Source organism: Kosakonia sp. N21, from assembly GCF_050587465.1.
In the GTDB taxonomy this organism is placed as follows: domain Bacteria; phylum Pseudomonadota; class Gammaproteobacteria; order Enterobacterales; family Enterobacteriaceae.
In genome coordinates, this window is the sequence record NZ_JBOBHR010000001.1 from 271,957 (window position 1) to 291,300 (window position 19,344).

At 52.0% G+C, this 19,344-nt stretch carries 13 protein-coding genes and 2 pseudogenes; all 15 read left to right on the forward strand.

What is annotated here, in order from left to right:
* The first annotated feature begins 3 nt into the window (after positions 1-3).
* The 15 genes and pseudogenes from ACQ3G7_RS01245 (at position 4) to tssA (ending at position 19,332) form a co-directional block, all read left to right on the forward strand.
* On the forward strand, positions 4-1,719 hold the full coding sequence (locus ACQ3G7_RS01245) for an OmpA family protein (RefSeq protein WP_430888557.1): 1,716 nt from the start codon (positions 4-6) through the stop codon (positions 1,717-1,719).
* 13 nt (positions 1,720-1,732) lie between these two features.
* Positions 1,733-2,224 carry a type VI secretion system effector Hcp gene (gene hcp, locus ACQ3G7_RS01250; RefSeq protein ID WP_028019678.1) on the forward strand — a complete coding sequence of 164 codons (492 nt, stop codon included), beginning with the start codon at positions 1,733-1,735 and terminating at the stop codon, positions 2,222-2,224.
* Positions 2,225-2,394: 170 nt separating this feature from the next.
* Complete coding sequence (tssH, locus tag ACQ3G7_RS01255; protein ID WP_430888558.1) at positions 2,395-5,061, forward strand: type VI secretion system ATPase TssH; 2,667 nt, start codon at positions 2,395-2,397, stop codon at positions 5,059-5,061.
* Positions 5,058-5,624, forward strand: coding sequence for a type IV secretion protein Rhs (locus tag ACQ3G7_RS01260; RefSeq protein WP_430888559.1), 567 nt, complete (start codon positions 5,058-5,060; stop codon positions 5,622-5,624). The genes tssH and ACQ3G7_RS01260 overlap by 4 nt, the downstream gene beginning before the upstream one ends.
* Entirely contained in the window at positions 5,618-6,082 is a 465-nt protein-coding gene (locus ACQ3G7_RS01265; RefSeq protein ID WP_430888560.1) for a putative T6SS immunity periplasmic lipoprotein, read from the forward strand. Before ACQ3G7_RS01260 ends, ACQ3G7_RS01265 begins: the two co-directional genes overlap by 7 nt.
* 437 nt (positions 6,083-6,519) lie before the next feature.
* A pseudogene (locus tag ACQ3G7_RS24770) lies at positions 6,520-8,133 on the forward strand (type VI secretion system Vgr family protein); the annotation flags it as partial.
* 171 nt (positions 8,134-8,304) lie between these two features.
* Positions 8,305-9,027 (forward strand): annotated as a pseudogene (locus ACQ3G7_RS24775) (DUF2345 domain-containing protein); the annotation flags it as partial.
* Position 9,028: 1 nt separating this feature from the next.
* A complete protein-coding gene (locus ACQ3G7_RS01275; protein ID WP_263099969.1) occupies positions 9,029-9,559 on the forward strand; it encodes a hypothetical protein in 531 nt (176 codons plus the stop codon).
* A gap of 8 nt (positions 9,560-9,567) precedes the next feature.
* Positions 9,568-11,472: a LysM peptidoglycan-binding domain-containing protein gene (locus tag ACQ3G7_RS01280; RefSeq protein WP_430888562.1), complete on the forward strand. Its 1,905-nt coding sequence runs from the start codon at positions 9,568-9,570 to the stop codon at positions 11,470-11,472.
* Complete coding sequence (locus ACQ3G7_RS01285; protein ID WP_263099971.1) at positions 11,469-12,137, forward strand: hypothetical protein; 669 nt, start codon at positions 11,469-11,471, stop codon at positions 12,135-12,137. Before ACQ3G7_RS01280 ends, ACQ3G7_RS01285 begins: the two co-directional genes overlap by 4 nt.
* 50 nt (positions 12,138-12,187) lie before the next feature.
* Entirely contained in the window at positions 12,188-12,871 is a 684-nt protein-coding gene (locus tag ACQ3G7_RS01290) for a hypothetical protein (RefSeq protein WP_430888563.1), read from the forward strand.
* A 29-nt stretch (positions 12,872-12,900) separates the two neighbouring features.
* Positions 12,901-13,167, forward strand: coding sequence for a PAAR domain-containing protein (locus tag ACQ3G7_RS01295; RefSeq protein WP_263099973.1), 267 nt, complete (start codon positions 12,901-12,903; stop codon positions 13,165-13,167).
* Between the two features lie 3 nt (positions 13,168-13,170).
* On the forward strand, positions 13,171-14,331 hold the full coding sequence (locus ACQ3G7_RS01300; protein WP_430888564.1) for a KPHS_23130 family T6SS system protein: 1,161 nt from the start codon (positions 13,171-13,173) through the stop codon (positions 14,329-14,331).
* Positions 14,318-17,737, forward strand: a complete 3,420-nt coding sequence (locus ACQ3G7_RS01305) for an ImcF-related family protein (RefSeq protein WP_430888565.1) — start codon at positions 14,318-14,320, stop codon at positions 17,735-17,737. The genes ACQ3G7_RS01300 and ACQ3G7_RS01305 overlap by 14 nt, the downstream gene beginning before the upstream one ends.
* Positions 17,737-19,332: a type VI secretion system protein TssA gene (gene tssA, locus ACQ3G7_RS01310; RefSeq protein ID WP_430888566.1), complete on the forward strand. Its 1,596-nt coding sequence runs from the start codon at positions 17,737-17,739 to the stop codon at positions 19,330-19,332. Before ACQ3G7_RS01305 ends, tssA begins: the two co-directional genes overlap by 1 nt.
* Positions 19,333-19,344 lie beyond the last annotated feature (12 nt).

A 19,344-nucleotide genomic window follows, 5' to 3' on the forward strand; every position in this document is an offset into this window, starting at 1 on the left:
AGGATGCGTGATGTTTACCTGAGTCTGTTAACCGCCCTGGCGGGTGTGCTGGCGCTGTGGCTCATTCTGGGCTTCTGGCCGCTGTCGGTCGGGAGCCGTGTGGCGCTCAGCCTGCTGGTTGTTCTGGCGTGCGGGGCGATGCTCTGGTGTCAGCACCGGGCATCACAGCTGCGGGCGCAGGCGCTCAGGGAGATTGTGGACGAGAGTCTGCCTCCGGAAGATTTCCAGGGCGCAGTTATTCTGGTGTGTGGTGATAACAGTGCGCTGTTTGCTGAGTCTGCACAGCATCGTGAAACCCGTCAGGGCTGGTATCTGCGGATAAAAGACGCAGAACAGCTGCCCTTGCTTGCCCAACACCTGAGTCAGATCCGCCCGGCGTTGGTGTCACAAATCTCTGTGTTACTGGCGATATTGCCTGAGCGCCATACCTCCGACGTCGATTTCACCCAGAGCCTGCGCGGCTGGCAGCGTGCGGTGGTGCAGTGCCGCGCCGCTCTTGACCGACTCCCGCCGCTGTGGACTGTGACCTGGCTGTCACCGCCAGCCGTCTGTGCTGACGCGGAACCGGTCTGGTTTACCACGGTCAGCCAGCGGAGTGGTGTTCAGGTATATCAGCCCGGTCAGGGCAATGTGTCACTGATGGAGTGGATCCGGGTGACAGGATCAGACGGACGCCTTTCGCGCCTGAGTCAGGGCCTGTGGCTGGACAGTCTGCTTGCCTGGCAAAACAGCGCGGTGACTGACCTGCTGTCGGTACGACAGGGCGAACCGCCGGTGATGAAGTCCTGCGTGCAGGGTATGTGCATGGTGCCGGTGAGTGGTATCGCGGGCAATCTCTGGCAACAACACATCACTTCCGTGACGGCGCTGCCACCGGATGCCGTTGTCACCACAGAGCCACTGCCGTTGCCTGAACTGCTGCTGCCGGCGTTACCGCGCCGACGTGGCGTAAGCCGCAGAATGGTGTTCTGGCGTTATGCCGGATTACTGGGCGGGATTTTCCTGGCACTCGCCATGCTGGCGTCGTGGGTGAACAACCAGCGCCTGATCCGCAGTGTCGGCGACCATCTTGCCTTATACCACCACCTCACCGGCACGCCGGTTGCGCCGAAACTCCGTGCCCAGCAGCGTCTGCGCGCCGATGGCGCACTGCTGGATGATTGGCAGCGTCGCGGGGAGCCTGTGCGCTATCGCCTCGGGCTGTATCAGGGGCTGCGTCTGGTGCCTGCTGTTGAAGCGGCCGTGAATGATTGGGCTCCGCCACCGCCACCCTCGCCAGTTATCAAAAAGATCGTACAGGGGCCAAAGACCATTCGCCTCGACAGTATGTCGCTATTCGATTCCGGTCAATCGGCGCTGAAAGCGGGCTCCACCAAATTGCTGGTCAACTCGCTGGTGGGCATCAAGGCCAAACCGGGCTGGCTGATTGTGGTCGCCGGTCACACCGATAACACCGGCAACCCGCAGCTGAACCAGACGCTCTCTCAGAAACGTGCCGAAGCGGTGCGCAACTGGATGCGTGACACCGGTGACGTGCCGGAAAGCTGTTTTGCGGTGCAGGGCTATGGCGCAAGTCGCCCGGTCGCAACCAACGACACCCCGGAGGGCCGTGCGCTCAACCGCCGTGTCGAAATCAGTCTGGTACCGCAGGCCAACGCCTGCCAGATACCGGGCCACACCCAGGCGTCATCGCAGGATGATGACGTTTCTCAACATTAATGGAGTAAATCCGATGGCAATTCCTGTTTATCTTTGGCTGAAAGACGACGGCGGCGCGGACATCAAGGGTTCTGTTGACGTACAGGACCGCGAAGGCAGCATCGAAGTGGTTGCACAGCAGCATAACCTGTACATCCCGACCGACAACAACACCGGCAAGCTGACCGGCACCCGTATCCACACCCCGTTCCTGTTCACCAAGGAAATCGACTCCTCCAGCCCGTATCTGTACAAGGCGGTGACCACCGGTCAGACCCTCAAGTCTGCGGAGTTCAAGTGGTACAAAATCAACGACGCGGGCCAGGAAGTTGAGTACTTCAACACCAAACTGGAAAACGTGAAAGTGGTGAAAGTGAACCCGGTGATGCACGACATCAAGGATCCTTCTTTCGAGAAGCACAACCACCTCGAGCAGATCGAACTGCGTTACGAAAAAATCACCTGGACCTACAAAGACGGCAACATCATTCATTCCGATTCCTGGAACGAACGCGCCACGGCGTAAGCCCGATGCGGACAGGGCCCTGTCCGCTTTTTTGCTGAGCGTTTGTTAACACGGGCGCTTTGCAAAGAATCACGCAATCTGCCTGCCTGACCTGATGCGCTTTGGGTTCCTGATGAACAGGGAACAGCGAAGGGCGGTAGCGTGCCCGGGAACCAACAAGAGAGAGAAAAATGGAAAACTCAGCCGTCCTGTTACGTCGCCTCAATCCCTACTGCGCCCGCGGGCTGGAAGGTGCCGCCTCCCTGTGCCAGACCCGCACCCATGCCGAAATCCTGCCGGAGCACTGGCTGCTGAAGCTGTTTGAGCAGGGCGAAGGCGACCTCACCGTGCTGGCACGGCGTTATGAGTGGGATATGGACGGCATTTGGCAGGCGCTGCTGGGCTGGCTGGATAACCTTCCGCGCTCAGTGCGCAGCCGCCCGCAGCTGGCGGAATCTCTCAACTCGCTGCTGAAGCAGGCATGGATGGCCGCCTCATTACAGGGTGAAGAACAAATCCGCAGCCAGCATTTGCTGATGGCACTGATTGAAAGCCCGAAGCTGATCCACTGCGATGGCCTGTGGCCGCTGCTGACCCTGGGACAGAGCCAGCTTGAGCGCCTGCGTCCGCTACTGGATGCGCAGTCCGACGAGCGCCCGGAAGTGCAGCAGGAAGCTGAGCTGGTACAGTCCTCCGGTGGTGATGTGGAAATGATTGGCCGCCCGGCGGGTAGCGAAGTGAAAGAGGGCGAACTCAGCCCGGCATTACAGAATGCGCTGGATAAATTCACCCTCGACGTCACCGCCAAAGCGAAAGAAGGCAAGATTGATCCGGTGTTTGGCCGTGAGACTGAAATTCGCCAAATGGTAGATATTCTCTCCCGTCGTCGCAAGAACAACCCGATTCTGGTCGGCGAACCGGGCGTCGGCAAAACCGCGCTGGTAGAAGGCCTTGCACTCAGAATTGCCGAAGGCAACGTGCCGGAATCTCTCAAACCTGTCGTGCTGCGCACTCTGGTCCTCGGCCTGCTACAGGCGGGCGCAGGCGTGAAGGGCGAGTTCGAACAGCGCCTGAAAAACGTCATCGACGCCGTGCAGCAGTCACCTACTCCGATTTTGTTGTTTATCGACGAAGCGCACACCATCATTGGCGCGGGCAACCAGGCGGGCGGCGCGGATGCGGCTAACCTGCTGAAACCGGCACTCGCCCGCGGCGAACTGCGCACCATCGCCGCGACCACCTGGTCCGAATACAAACAATACTTCGAGCGTGATGCCGCCCTGGAACGCCGCTTCCAGATGGTGAAAGTGGACGAGCCGGACGGCGATACTGCCTGCCTGATGCTGCGTGGCCTGAAGTCCCGCTACGCCGAGCACCATAACGTGCATATCACCGACGATGCGGTACGCGCTGCCGTCACGCTTTCCCGCCGTTATCTGACAGGCCGTCAGTTGCCGGACAAAGCGGTCGATTTACTCGATACCGCCGCCGCCCGCGTGCGCATGAGCCTCGACACTGTGCCGGAACAACTGACCCGCATCCGCTCGCAGATCACTTCTCTGGAGATGGAGAAGCAGGCGCTGCTGGAAGACATCGCCGTCGGCAGTCAGAGCCACGGCGAACGCCTGACGGCTATCGAGCAGGAAGAGAACGACCTGATTGTTGAACTCGGCGAACTGGAAACCCAGTACGGGCAGGAGCTGAAACTCACCGAACAACTACTTGAAAGCCGTCAGGATATATCCCGCCAGAGCGAGACCCACGCGCTACAACAGGAGCTGAACGGCATGCAGCACAGCAATTCGCTGCTCTGCGTTGATGTGGACGTGCGCACAGTCGCCACCGTGATTGCCGACTGGACAGGCGTGCCGCTGTCTTCCCTGATGAAAGACGAACAGACCGAATTGCTGACCCTGGAAAATGAAATCGGCAAGCGCGTAGTCGGGCAGGATGTAGCACTGACCGCTATCGCCCAGCGCCTGCGCGCGGCGAAAACCGGCCTCACTTCCGAAAACGGTCCGCAGGGTGTGTTCCTGCTGGTCGGCCCGAGCGGCGTGGGGAAAACCGAAACCGCGCTGGCGCTGGCCGACGTGATGTACGGCGGTGAAAAGTCGCTGATTACCATCAACCTGTCTGAATACCAGGAGCCACACACCGTTTCCCAGCTGAAAGGCTCGCCTCCGGGCTACGTCGGCTACGGTCAGGGCGGTATTCTCACCGAAGCCGTACGCAAGCGCCCGTACTGCGTAGTACTGCTGGATGAAGTGGAAAAAGCCCACCGCGATGTGATGAACCTGTTCTATCAGGTGTTCGACCGCGGCTTTATGCGCGATGGCGAAGGCCGCGAAATCGACTTCAGAAATACGGTCATTCTGATGACCTCTAACCTCGGCAGCGACCACTTAATGCAGCTGCTGGACGAACATCCGAAAGCGACAGAAGGTGACCTGCACGAACTGCTGCGCCCGATATTGCGTGACCACTTCCAACCGGCGCTGCTGGGCCGTTTCCAGACCGTGATTTACCGACCACTGGCGGAAGCCGCGATGCGTACCATCGTGGAAATGAAGCTCGCCCAGGTGAGCAAGCGCCTGCATCGTCACTACGGCCTGACCACACATATCGACGAAAGCCTGTATGACGCACTCACTTCTGCCTGTCTGCTGCCGGACACCGGTGCACGCAACGTCGACAGCTTACTTAACCAGCAGATTTTGCCGGTGCTGAGCCAGCAGCTTTTAATGCATATGGCGGCGAAACAGAAACCGCACTCCCTGACGCTCAGCTGGAATGATGAAAAAGGGATTGGGCTTGAATTTTCAGGTGCGGCTGAACGCGAATCCGGAGGCAAGGAATGACCATTCATGATGCCCGCAAGAAGAAAAAGAAGGACGACAAGAAGCAGGACGATGATTCCGTCAGAAAGCTGACAACCGAGGAAATCGCCTTAGCCAGAACGGTATTCGGTAACCGGATCGATTACGAGAAGGTAAAAATCCATCGCGGTAGCTATCTGCCATTTGGGTTGCAGGATGAACATACCGCAATGACACCTAATGGTGAAATATATTTCCGGTATTGGTATCGCGATGACTTCTCAAAAAGTTTGCCATTTTTACGGCATTTATTTATTCATGAAATGAGTCATGTTTGGCAGAGAGAGCGGGGAATGAACGTCATTGCCAGAGGATTGATAAGCTGGTTGGTGAGCTATCGGTATGTGCTCGATGGACGACTGTTAAGCGAATATCCAATGGAACAACAAGCACAAATAATTGCAGATAACTTTGCTTTGCAAAGTGAAGGGTATTACGGCTGGTTAAAGCTGAGGATTGACCAGAGTATAACGTTGGATGGCGATATTTCTGAGTCTGTCATTAAACAAGGGTATAAAAACGCGTTAAGAGGATTTCCATGGTAATTCCGATAATTTTTCGGGTTCTGCGAATAAGCCTGCTTGTTATTATATGTTTGCAAGCCTTAACCGGATGTCCGGGGTCTGGCGACAGACTGGAGCCAGATGAAGAGGGACATATCATTTTTAATAATGGGAGTGTTTGCTTCTCTGTCAATGGTGGCGATGACTATGTCTTAAAGTACATATCTATTAATCCTCGGGGAACAAACCCCAAAGATGAAAAGATAATATTCAGCCCACAGTTACGGATAAGTAATAAATTGCTTTGTATTCCACCATCGTTTTATAAGTTCAATAAAGATGGCCAGTATTTCATTCAAGCCAGCTTTGCCTCTTTAAGGCATGCAGACCGTCCTCGACGTATTGTTTCAGCGCTGGAGGTGAGTAAAGGCGTGGTTCATAGCATACGACCCAACGATATGGAGATCCTAAGGCCGTATGATGAAATGATTAAGAATTGATGAATAGCAGTATCGGAGGTAAGTAATGAAAGTAACTTACTTTATTATGCTCGTTATTGCCGTCGTTCTGTCTGTTTTGGATAGCTTTATATTCAAGCTGTTAAGCACGTAATACCGATTAGCAATGATGGCAAATACAGCATGAACAATTTTGAAATGACCGTATAACTGATTAAAGCCCTTGTTACGCTCGCTGTCGGGGCTGGAATTGTAATAACTTTTTTCGTACTCGCTGAGTACTTAAACCTGTTACTTGCCCCTCCGGCAATAAAGTCATGGACTGCAGGTTATCCCATGGAGTCAATATCATGAGTCTGACAGATACGCTTAAGAACACCCTGTCTGCGCTAACTGAAGGCGGACTGAACCGCTACCGCCTGGATATTCCGTCCTGCACAGCCTCACTGGATGTGGAAGAGTTTAACGGTAAGGAGTTCATGAGTGAGCTTTATTACTACGAAATTATCTTTACCAGCAGCGATCAGAATATCAGTTCAGCGCAACTGTTGACCCGGCCTGCCACGCTGACCATGGGAACAGGGCCACTGATGGGGCTGACCGGGCAGAAAGTGGTGCATGGTGTGGTGACGCATTTTAAGCGTATCAGTGGTTCACGTGACCAGGCGACGTACCAGATTATTATTGAGCCGTTCATGTCTTTGCTGCGCAAGCAATTCCGTACCCACCGTTTTTTCGTCAACAAGTCGGTACCGGAAGTCGTCACCGAAGTATTGCAGGAGCATGGTCTGAAAGGCTGGGAGTATGAGTTTACCCTCAAAGCCGACTATCCGAAGCGTGAACAGATTAACCAGTACAAGGAAAATGACCTCGCGTTTATTGAGCGTCTGCTGGCCGAAGTGGGGATTTTCTACTTCTTTACCCTGCAACCTGACACCCAGACCGAAGTGGTGCATTTCGCAGACAAGCAGAGCGCATGGACGTTCGGTAAGTCTCTGCCGCTCAGCAGCCCATCGGGAATGAGTGACAATGCAGCGGACTCTGTATGGGGGGTAAACGTCCGACAGAACGTGGTTGAGCGCTCTGTCACTGCCAGTGACTATAACCATCGTGAAGCTCAAAACATCCTGACTTCTGTACCGGCGGACATGACCCGTGGCGACGGTGACGGTGTTACCTATGGTGAGGTCTATCACTACCTGCCGCGTCATCTTGAACGTGGCGATAAAATCACACCTTCAGCAGAAACTGGCAACTTCTGGGCTCGCCTTGAGCACGAGCGTTTTCTGTCCGGACAGACGGCAATCAGCGGGTTCAGCAATGATGCCCTGCTTTCACCGGCCCAGGTGCTGACCATCAGTGAACGTGTGGTACCGCCGACACTGCCATCAGAAACGGACAACGGCATAATCATTACCCGCACGGGCTATATAGCCAGTCGTAAAGATGCCCTGATCGTGATGTGGGAGGGGATGCCTTACTACGAGAACCGCTGCTGGCGTCCTGCCGCTAAAAAGCGCCCGGTGGTCAGCGGCACGCTGATGGCGCGCGTGACCAGCGCCAAAGATAACGATATTTACGCATGGCAGGATGCATCCGGCATGTACCGGGTTAAGTTTGATGCTGACCGTGACGATAAACGCCAGGGCATGGAAAGCATGCCGGTGCGCTTTGCCAGGCCTTACGGTGGTGATAAGTACGGCTTCCACTTCCCGCTGATCCAGGGCACTGAAGTCGCCATTGCATTCCATGAAGGCGATCCCGATCGCCCGTATATAGCTCACGTTCTGCACGACTCCCGCCACGTTGACCACGTCACTGAGGCCAACAGCACACGCAATGTTATCCGCACCGCAGGCCTGAACAAGCTGCGGATGGAAGACAAGCGCGGTGAAGAGCACATCAAGCTCAGTACGGAGTATGGCGGCAAAACCCAACTCAATTTAGGCCACAACGTGGATGCCTCCCGCGAACTGCGCGGTGAAGGTGCTGAGCTGCGTACTGACCGACATGTTTCCATCCGGGGTGGTACCGGGGTGTTTATCACTGCAGATAAGCAGCCGTTTGCCGGGGACAAAATGCTTTCCATGCAGGAGGCGATAGCCCAGCTCGAGAATGCACTGAGTATTGCCCGAAGCATGTCAGACGCGGCTGAAACTGCGCAGGCGCTACCTGCTGATATTCAGAGCCAGGTGAAGTTGACTGATGCCCTCAAAGATCTCGCGCAGCCAGGGATGGTGTTAAATGCACCTGAAGGTGTAAGCATTACCAGTCCGCAGGCAGTGCGTATGGCCTCGGGAAGCGCCAGCGTCGGGATTATGTCACAACAAAACACTGATATCAGTGCACTCAAGCGTTTTACCGTGGCGGCGGGGGAAGCCGTAAGCATGCTGGCCCGTAAGGCCGGGATGAAACTTTTTGCCGCTAAGGGAAAAGTTGAAATTCAGGCACAGGATGATGCGCTTGATACGATAGCCAAAAAGGATGTGACCGTAACCAGCACGGAAGGGCGAGTTGAAATCACGGCGGCGAAAGATGTCGTGCTGAAAAATCTGGATGGGTCGTTCATCCAACTTCAGGGTAAGAATATTATTCTGGGCTGTGAAGGTAATATTCTGTGGAAATGTGCCAATGCGCAGAAAATGGGTAGTGTAAGCATGAGTAGTGTTATGCCCCAGTTTCCATCTGGATATAGTGGGAAATTTACGGCATCGTCTGATGCAGGTGTTCCAGTTGCAGCTGCGGCATACATGCTGACATCGAGTAATGGGCAGAAATTATTTGGTAGAACAGACGAGAACGGTGAAACAGTCCCAGTTTACTCATCAAACCCGAATGAGCCTTTTGAACTTGAAATGATTCAAAGTGATTATTGGTACGATAGTGAGAATATTGTGGATAGAGTACATTGTTCATCATTTTCAGATATGTCATTCCTGGATGATGGTTGTCAATGCAGTGATTGTGAGGGAAATAAAAGTGTGTGATATGGCTTTTAAGTTTAAATCTTTGTTATGCATGTTGCTGGCTCCATTTTTTTCTTTTGCTAGTGGCACATGGAATGCTAAATCAGCACAAATGCAATGTGGCTCAGCTTTGGTAACGGTCAGTGCTGAATGCCAGGTGAATCAAAAAAGCCGAGCGGAGAATATATGCAAAAATTATCAATTGGAAATAAAAAACGGTACGAATAATAAAGAGTTTTCTTTGCCATACATCCCGAATAGCCAAAAAGTCCTCCTGGAAGGACAGGGTTATTCCTTTAATGATGTAGTTAAGCCTGGTGATTGGGTCCCCTCCACAATGAAATGCTATGACAATGAAAATATTGTGATCGGATACCATCTAGGGTTGGATGAAGAGGAGAGCGTAAAGGGTTCATTGTTGTCCTATATTGACGCCCCATTTATTGATCTTTCAGGTAACTTTATTACAGGTAACAAGCTTTCTGAGCTTAGAACTCGAGAGATAAAAAAACCATACGATAATACAAATATAGACTTTATTAACAATCGCTGAGGTATGGTATGTCTGATTTATATGAGTATTTAAATGCCAAGAAGGGAAAAGCATATTTTGATGATCAGATTAAGCCATTTTCGCTAATCTCACTCTATCCGGATATAGATACATCCCGAAAGCTAAGAGGTAACAGCCGTACAACAGGAGATGTTGATAAAGATGTTCAGGATGCTATTATAGATATGATAATTACCATAGCTGTCCGCTATGGATTAAGTTATAAAGAGATATCATATATATTATTAACAACTAAAGTCGAGTCCGGGTTTAACCCCGATGCGGCAGCAGGGACTACTAGCGCAGCTGGTTTAGCACAAGGAACAGTTGGTTTTATCAAGGATGCATTGACACAATCTGAAGACATTCTTGGTTTTCAGCTAGATCTTCGTAATGAAGAAGTTTTTGAAGCTGAAAAAGGATGTTATGCGGTAATTTATTCCTTTTTACTTAACAAATCGAAGGTGATGGAGAGCTACACATCAGATCAAAGTGAATACTGGGAGTGGCTTTATTTACTGCATCATGATGGTGCCTATAGCTTAGGGAAATATCTTGATGGTACACGTGAGAAAAGTGCAGATGGCAAGAAGTGGGCGCTTTATATAACTAAGCGTTTATCAGCTGTGGAAGGGTTGCTAAAAAATACTGAAGTTAATACTAAATTTAAACTGTCTACGGGAAATAACACAGCATTCAAGAACAAAAATTATATTGCTGCAATCTCTCCATTTCCAAGTTCAACATGCCCAAATTTAGTGTCAGACTATGAGAAATCTCTGGTTTTTATCAAAGGTGTGACTGATGCAAACGGGATGACTGAATCAGTCAATGCTATCGCAGGTTCAGAAATTGTGTTTACTATTCTTGCTGATAATTACAAAGATTTAGCTAAAGCAACTGGTGGAAAAGACAACGATGAAAAGCATAAGACTCTAACTTATACCGTTAAGAAAGGTGACACTTTATCAGCAATAGCTAAGAGTCATGGCGTATCAGTTGAGAAGCTAGCAAGAGTTAATAAGATTCATAACGTAAACATGTTACGCGTGGGTGCTAAATTGAAAATGCCTGACGGTAATCAAAACCATGGGTATGTTAGCCGCTATGTTTCTGAACAAACCAAAAAGGAGATTCTCAAAAATGTTGGAATTGAAAATGCTAATGCTAAAGCAGCTATAGAATATTCAAGAAGTCATGTTGTGTTGCCTAAAGGAAGTAAGTCTGCGGACTCGGAAAAGAAAAGCAATGTAATTCATATTAAAACTACGACGACGGACAAGTCTGTTGCTCGTAGGAGTAAAAGTGATCCAGAGAAGCATCAGACTACTTCCGATGGGAAAGCTAAAAATGTTTCTGTTGATAAAGACTTTGAGCCGGTTGTGGATTTTTCTAAAGATATTCCTCTCAGCTTGAAAAATCTGGTAACCAATCATTCTCTTGATATTATAAAAGGAATAATGAAATCGTCAGGGGTTCATAAAATCATGATAACTAGTACGTTACGTTCTGTTGAAAAACAAGTGAATGCGATGTACGGTAATATGCAAAGCAAGGGGATAGATTCACAGTTAGCATATTATGCTAAAGCTGGGAGAGAGGTCATTAAAGCGGCCATAGATGCCGGTGGGAATGATCATAGCAAAACAGCAGCAGTTAAAGCCGCTATGACAGAAAAAGTAATTCAACTTCAAAGCGAGGGGCGATTAGTATCACGTCACTGTGTTTCAGAAGAAATGTATGCTGAGAGAAATGTATTTGATATTAGTAAAAACCTATCAAGTAAACGAAGTGTGTTATTAGCCTTTGATAAGGCTCTTACGGAATATGCTGCCAATAATGATGGTTTTAAATACATCAGCCCGTTTTTGCATAGCGGCGAGCCGGCGTTCCATGTGGAGATTGTACAATGAAAATATTTTTAGCGATTTTTCTGTTTCTTTTTCCTTTTTTTTCAAATGCAAGTGATTTTTCTTTAGAACCTGGATTATACCATCTCGAATGGGCATATGGACCTAGTGATAATTATAAAACTGTAGCTGGCGTTGTTGGGGATATTGATGAGGTTGACGGGTTTTATTATTTAAAAAATAAAATTGATGACCAGTCCAATGATGAAGTATATATTGTAATCAATAAGGGTTCTGGCGCTGTTTTCTTCAAGCATGAAGAAATTGAAGGTGGGCCAACTATTGGGTGGGCAAACATTCAATTGAATGATGAATCGATATTAATTGATACTCCAACCACGAAAAATTTTTATGATAATACCGATGGCGATAGTGATCGTGACATAAAATATAAGGTGGGTGTTAAATTTGCGGGGAATAAGAAAACTAAAAACACATCTGAAATTGCTCCTATAGAAATTTTAAAAAATGATGTTTTCAAGATCGACTGTTCTGAATATTTTAAATCAAATGAAGAACACGGAAGTAAAGTGAAAAAAAATGATCCAATGGAAGACTATAGTAGTAGTGTTTTATTGAGTAGTGATGGATTGTGTAACGCCACTTTAAATAAGAATAATAAAATTGAAGTGTTAAATGGTTGGATGCTTTTCAAAAGAATTAACTAAATTATCTATCCGTAAAGTATGCGCGGCTCATTCTATATTGAGATGGGGTTATGTTTAAGTTAATGTCCTTCCTTGCTTTGTTTTTACCTGTCATTGCATTCAGTAATGGCATCAAAATAAAAGATGGTTTGTATTATGGTTACTGGGTTTATAAAAATAAGGGGGAGTTAAAAGAATACGGTGTCTTGGCTAACAATCCAAGAAAAGATGCTGGTGAATACATTTTAAGTCCCGTACCTGAACTTTCCGCTACTGATGAAATATACATTCAAATAAAGAATAATGTACCTACTATATTCTTTTATCATGAAAGTAGCGATGCCTATTTAAATGTTGTAGGGTGGGCGGGTGCTAAGTTTTCAGGGGGCGAAATGATTGTTTCAGCAAACACTATTCTCTTTTTAAAAGAAGATTCGAAAGAACGTATTTCTGTTGGCGATAAATTCAATGGTAAAGTTGTTCGCCTTGATATTGGAGAGAAGGCATCGATAAAAGATATCAATGGTAAAGGGTTTAGAATTGATTGTAATCAATATTTAAAAGCTAATAATTATGTGAAAACGGGACTTCCTAATGTTGAGGAGCCAGATCCATCAGGCAGGAAAGATATATTGGTCGGATATCCTGCTACAGTTTTCGCCGTCGGTGAACTCGGCATCTGTTCTGCATTCCTCGATAATGATGTTGTTCCACAAATCAAAAAAGGGTGGATTCAGTTCCGTCGACTCAATTAAAACATATAATCTAATTTGTTAGGTGTGATATGTCCAAAGGATTTGTATTACTCGGAGATAAAACTACTCACGGCGGCGAGGTTACTTCTGCATCTTCGACCATGATCGTTAATGGAAAAAAAGTGGCACTTGTTGGAGATGAAGTTAATTGCCCTGTCGAAGGGCATGGTGTCAATACCATTATCGAAGGATCACCGGAATGGATCTCTGATGGGAAGTCCGTTGTTGTTGATGGCTGTGAATGTGAATGTGGTTGTCATGTTATCTCCAGTGCACCGGATTGTTCAGTAGGATAAGTTATGAGCTGGGAGCGTCAGAAAGCCACAATTACCGCAGAACCAGATGAGCCTTCTCTGGTTTTGTGGCTGATTGCAGGCCTTATTGCTGTTATTGCTGGAGTATTACTCTTTGTTCTCCATGCCAATCAGTTTTTGGGAGCATTACAAGAATTCAATCTCTGGATTGTTTCCGGAGGCCCTCTTTTTATCTGGTTCGTTACGATTTGCATTCGCGGCTGGATGTATAACCACGCAATGGACCGTCATCAGTTTGAATCCGATGAGGCAGACTATGCACAGCAGCAATGGACTTCCTGGGCCGGGCGTTATCTGGCGGTTCTGTATAGCCGGGTTATCCTGCCTGATGACTTGACGCCATCCACATTTCTGCAGGCCCCCAAAGATCTCGAGCAGGGTAGTTCTCTTTCTCGGGGAATAGTGCTACCTGTTGGCGAAGATGCTTTTTCAGCATTGATTGGGGGCCTGGACATATCAGAATTACAGCGCTTGTCTGACCTCCCTTTCCACGCAACCTTACTGACTGATTCACACGATCCTGATGAGACATTGCAGAGAGAATTTTCAGCATGCTGGCTCCAGTTAGTTGGACAGGCGTATCCCGTACCATTACTGACGATTCTTAAAGACCGGGTCTTCGATTGGGTGGGCGAACGCCTGAAAGCCCCGATTCTGGATGTTGAGCTTATGTTGATTCACCAGACTCAGGGAGGGAATGAGTACAGTGATTCGCTCTCGGCTTTAATGTTGACCTCTGATGATGTAGCAACGAAGTATCAGCTAACCCATCACGCTCGCCTGCTTCGGCCTATGTCGCTTGAATCAGCCCAAATGCTGAGTGAAGAGCTCGATACCTTTTTCTCAACCCAGTCACAGGCTATCGCTGCGCATGCAATAGTGGGCGACAGCATGAAGTGGGGTGGTGATTTTTCCACTCTTCTGGCCAGTGCAAAACAATATGAGGGCAGCTGGAAACCCCAGCAATGCCATTGGCTGGAGAAATATGCCGGACTCAGCGGTCCTTTCTCACCGTGGATTATGGCCGCCGTCGTTAGTGATATAGCCATGCTCACAAAAGAAGATTGCCTGATGCTTTCGGGTGACAAAGAGCAGCGATTTGCAAATACCGTAACTACAGGGAATCTGATGAATGGCGAAGGATAACTCAGTGTGGCGTGGTAACTGGGGACGCATCAGTATCACTGCGCTGATTGCAGCTGCGGTAGCGTTGGTTATCTGGAAAAAGGGTGATACGTTCGGACTTACCAGTAATGGCCTTAAGCTGTTGGTGTTTGTGGCGGTGATAATCCTTCTGCTACTTGTCCGCCATGGCAAAACTATTAGTCTTGCGATTAAACAACAGTGGTCGCGTTTTCAGGCAAAACGCAAAAATGTTCTGCCCGTCGATGAGGGGCGCGTTGAGCAGACTGCCCCCCGTAACGTTACCGTTGACACCATCCGTGACGCCATGCGTAACCTCTACGGTCGACACTGGGGACGTAAAACCCGCATCCTGTTGATAACCGGTACTGCCGTTGAGGTGGAGCAACTGACCCCGGGTCTTACGGCTCAGCTATGGCAGGAAGACCGCGGCACGCTGTTGCTGTGGGGCGGTGACCTCAATACGCCAGCAGACAGTGCCTGGCTGACCGCGCTGCGCAAACTGCGCCGCCGTCCGGTAGATGGGCTGGTGTGGGTTACCTCGGCCTTTGACCAGCTCTCCGCGCCTGGGCTGGAACAGCCGCTGCCGGTACCGACTGAAAGCACCATGGATTCACTCTCTCATGCCATCAGCGTGCGTATGGAAACGCTTGGCTGGAAACTCCCACTGTATGTCTGGTCCCTGCATCCGCGCGCCGGTAAGCCGGAAGGGCGTATTACGCAGGCGACCGGCTGTCTGTTGCCTGCCGGTTGTCGTACCGAAGGGCTGGCAGAGCAACTCTCCGCCCTGACGCCAGATTTGACCTCACAGGGTTTGCAGCAGACCTGCAGTGAAGTGAAACATAACTTCTTATTGACGCTGGCTGACCAGCTCATTCGCGAGCCACAAAGCGTGACTGCGCCGCTGTCGGTGATGCTCAACCCGTACCGCCCGCTGCCGCTGGCTGGGGTGGTATTCAGTCAACCTTCTGCCGGTGCTGAACGTGCCGTGTCGCACCACTGGGGCATGGATAAGCGCTGGGGTGTTGTGCCTGTGTCTGTCCGGACACTCCCAGCCGGACTGCGTCCGCGCAAGCCGGGCTTTCCCTGGCGCAAGGTTGTGGTGTCTGTTGTCGCCCTGGTGATGGTGGGCTGGGCTGCGTGGATGAGCATCGCGTATGTCACCAACCGCAGCCAGATTGACGGTGCGAATGCCCAGGCTGCACTTGCCGCCCGACAGAATCAGTCGCTGGAACAACGCCTGCACGCGCTGTCTGAACTGCAGAAAACGCTGGTCCGTCTGCAATACCGTTCTGAGCACGGTGTGCCATGGTATGAACAGGCCGGGCTGAGTCAGAACGATGCGCTGTTGGCCGCACTCTGGCCACGCTATCAGGACTGCGCGCTACCGCTGTTGAGGGATGCGGCCGCAGACCATCTGCAGAAGCAGGTCAGTGCCTTTAACGCGCTGCCGCCGGGCAGCCCGCTGCGTGAGCAGATGGCAAAAAATACCTATGACCAGCTCAAACTCTACCTGATGCTGGCCCGCCCGGAAAACATGGACGCAGCCTGGTTCAGTCCGGCACTGCTGCACGACTGGCCAAAACGTGATGGCGTGAAAGACAGTGTCTGGCAGGGCGTGGCCCCGTCACTGCTGTCATTCTATGGCGCGCAACTGGTGACGCATCCTGAGTGGAAATTGCGGGCTGATGAAAGCATGGTCAGCCAGGCGCGTTCCCTGCTGGTTCGCCTGATGGGCGTACGTAACAGTGAATCGACCCTGTACCAGAAGATGCTCTCCCAGGTAGCGCACTTGTATGTCGATATGCGCCTGGAAGACATGACCGGCGATACCGATGCATCCCGTCTGTTCAGCACAACGGAAATTGTGCCGGGCATGTTTACCCGTCAGGCCTGGGAGCTGGCCGTGCAGCCGGCCATCGAGAAGGTGGTGAAGGCGCGTCGTGACGAGCTCGACTGGGTACTGACGGACAGCAAGCGTCAGGTGAATAAACAGGATGAGACCTCGCCGGAAGCCCTGAAAAAACGCCTGACGGAACGCTACTTCTCTGACTTTGGCGGGGCCTGGCTGGAGTTTCTTAACAGCCTGCGCTGGAACCGGGCCACCACGCTGTCCGATTCCATTGACCAACTGACCCTGATGGCCGATGTGCGCCAGTCACCTCTGGTAGCACTGATGAACACCCTCAATGTGCAGGGGCGCACCGGGCAAACCGGCGAGGCAATTTCCGATTCCCTGGTGAAATCGGCCAAAAACCTGCTCGGCGGTGATAACAACGATGCCATTGACCAGAGTGCCGGCGTTCACGGCCCGCTGGATGCGACCTTTGGTCCGGTGCTGGCGCTGATGGACAAGAACCGCACGGGAGCACAGGAGCAAAGTCTGCAGTCGTTCCTGACCCGCGTGACGCAGGTGCGTCTGCGCCTGCAGCAGGTAACCAATGCTGCTGACCCGCAGGCCATGACCCAGACCATTGCCCAGACCATATTCCAGGGTAAAGCCGTTGATCTGACCGAAACCCGCGACTATGGCAGCCTGATTGCCGCCGGTCTGGGTCAGGAGTGGAGTGGCTTTGGGCAGACGGTGTTTGTGAACCCGATGGAGCAGGCCTGGCAGCAGGTGCTGACTCCGGCGGCCGACAGCCTCAATGCTCAATGGCAGCAGGCGGTGGTGGCTGAGTGGAACAGTGCCTTTGGTGGCCGTTATCCGTTCAATAACTCCAGTAGTGATGTTTCCCTGCCGCTGTTGGCCAAATACCTTAACGCGGATTCCGGGCGTATCGCCCAGTTCCTGCAGACCCGTCTCAAAGGCGTGCTGCACAAAGAGGGTAACCACTGGGTACCGGACAGCATCAACTCGCAGGGGCTGGCGTTCAACCCGGCGTTCCTCAACGCCATCAACACCCTGAGCCATATCTCGGATGTGGCCTTCACCGAAGGTAATGCCGGTATGAACTTCGAGCTGCGCCCGGGCACTGCCGATGGCGTGATGCAGACCGACATAATTATCGACAGCCAGAAGCTGACCTACGTGAACCAGTTGCCCGCATGGAAACGCTTCACCTGGCCTGCAGATACTGAGGCCCCGGGTGCGAACCTGAGCTGGATTAGCACGCAGGCGGGCACCCGCCAGTACGCCGATATTCCTGGCGCATGGGGCTGGATCCGCCTGCTAGATAATGCTGCGGTCAAGGCTTACCCGGGCGTGGGAAGCAGCTACAGCCTGAGCTGGAAAGCCCAGGACGGCCGCACGCTCAATTACACCCTGCGTACCGAAGCCGGCGAGGGGCCGCTGGCGCTGCTGAAGCTGCGTAATTTCCGCCTGCCGGAGACTATCTTCAGCACGACAGGGCCAGCACTGTCAGGCCAGGTTGCCAGTGCAGGGAATGATGCAGAGGAGGTTTACTGATGAGCACCCTGAATGCCTTACTCAGCGCCTGTCAGGCCGAGCAGGAGCCACTGCTTGCCGCCACCCGTGAACGCGTGGCTCAATGGGATAACTGGCTACAACCGTTGCCTGGACCATCAGCCGCTGGTGAAGACCCGGGTTACGACGATGACTTCCAGCAAATGCGTGAAGAGGTCAACAAACTCTCCGGCGCGGATACCGAACTCATCTGCCGGCTGGCCGAAAAGCTGCTGACCACCACCGCCAAAGACATTCGCATGGCGACGTACTACTGCTGGGCGAAGCTGCACCGTGAAGGTGAGCAGGGACTGGCAGAAGGCCTCGAACTGCTGGCCGGTCTGCTTGAGCGCTTTGGACCACAGCTGCACCCGCAGCGTGACCGCAGCCGTAAGGCGGCACTGGAATGGCTGGCCGGGTTGCGCATGACTGACTCCCTTTCTCTGTACCCGGAAGTGGTCAGGATCGATGCGATGCGTACTACCGGGGCGCTGCTGCTGATAGCCGGACTGACTGAAAACGAGCCGGATGAAACCCGCCCGGAACTCAATGCGCTGTACGGTGCGCTGGAAAGCCGTTTGCAGAAAGCGGGGGGCGTGGATGCAGTGGTACCGCAGAACGCCAGTACCAGCGAACCCCCTTCGACAGCCAGTCACAGAGATGCCCCGTCAATCGGGCGGATCACGTCCGGTCAGGATTTGCTGGCTCAGGCCCGCACCCTCACCGAATACCTGCGCGAGCAGCCAGACGGCTGGTTGTCGGCACATCATCTGATGAAAAGCCTGCGGCACGATACCCTGCGGGCCATTCCGGCGCCGGATGCACAGGGACGTACCCGCATCGAGCCGCCAAGGGCGGATCAGCGCGCGTTACTCAAACGCCTCTATCTGCAGCAGAACTGGGCTGAAATGCTGGAAACAGCCGACAGCACCTTTTCCCGCGGTGCCAATCATCTGTGGCTGGATTTGCAGTGGTATATCCACCAGGCGCTGACGAAGTCCGGTAAGGATACACTGGCCGATATTGTTGTCGCTGATCTGAAGGGGCTGCTGGCCCGGTTATCCGGGCTTGAAACGCTGGCATTCAGTGACGGAACACCGTTTGCGGATGAAGTGACATTGAACTGGATCCAGCAGAGCGTGCTGGACACCGTCGGCGGTTGGGGTAATGAAACACCACCCACGCCGGTCACCGCCGGTAACGATGACATTCTGGCGCTGGAGCCGGAAGTCGTGGCGCTGGCCGACAGTGAAGGCCCGGATGCGGCGCTGGGCTGGTTACAGACCCGGCCGGGTATGAGCACCGATCGTCAGAAGTGGCTGTTGCACCTGCTGATGGGACGTATTGCCGAGCAGTACGGTAAAAACGAGCTGGCGCTGCACCTGTTTGCTGAGCTGGGTGAGCGTGCCCGTGTAGTGACCCTCAGTGACTGGGAGCCTGAACTGTTGTTCGAGGTACAGGCTCGCCATCTGAAACTCCTGCGCCTGAAAGCCGGTCGCAGTGAGGCGGACAAAGTACGCCTTACACCGGTAATGGACCAGTTACTTGCTGGGCTAATTGCTATCGATCCTGCCCGGGCTGCGGTCCTCTGTGGATGATGAAAATGCTCT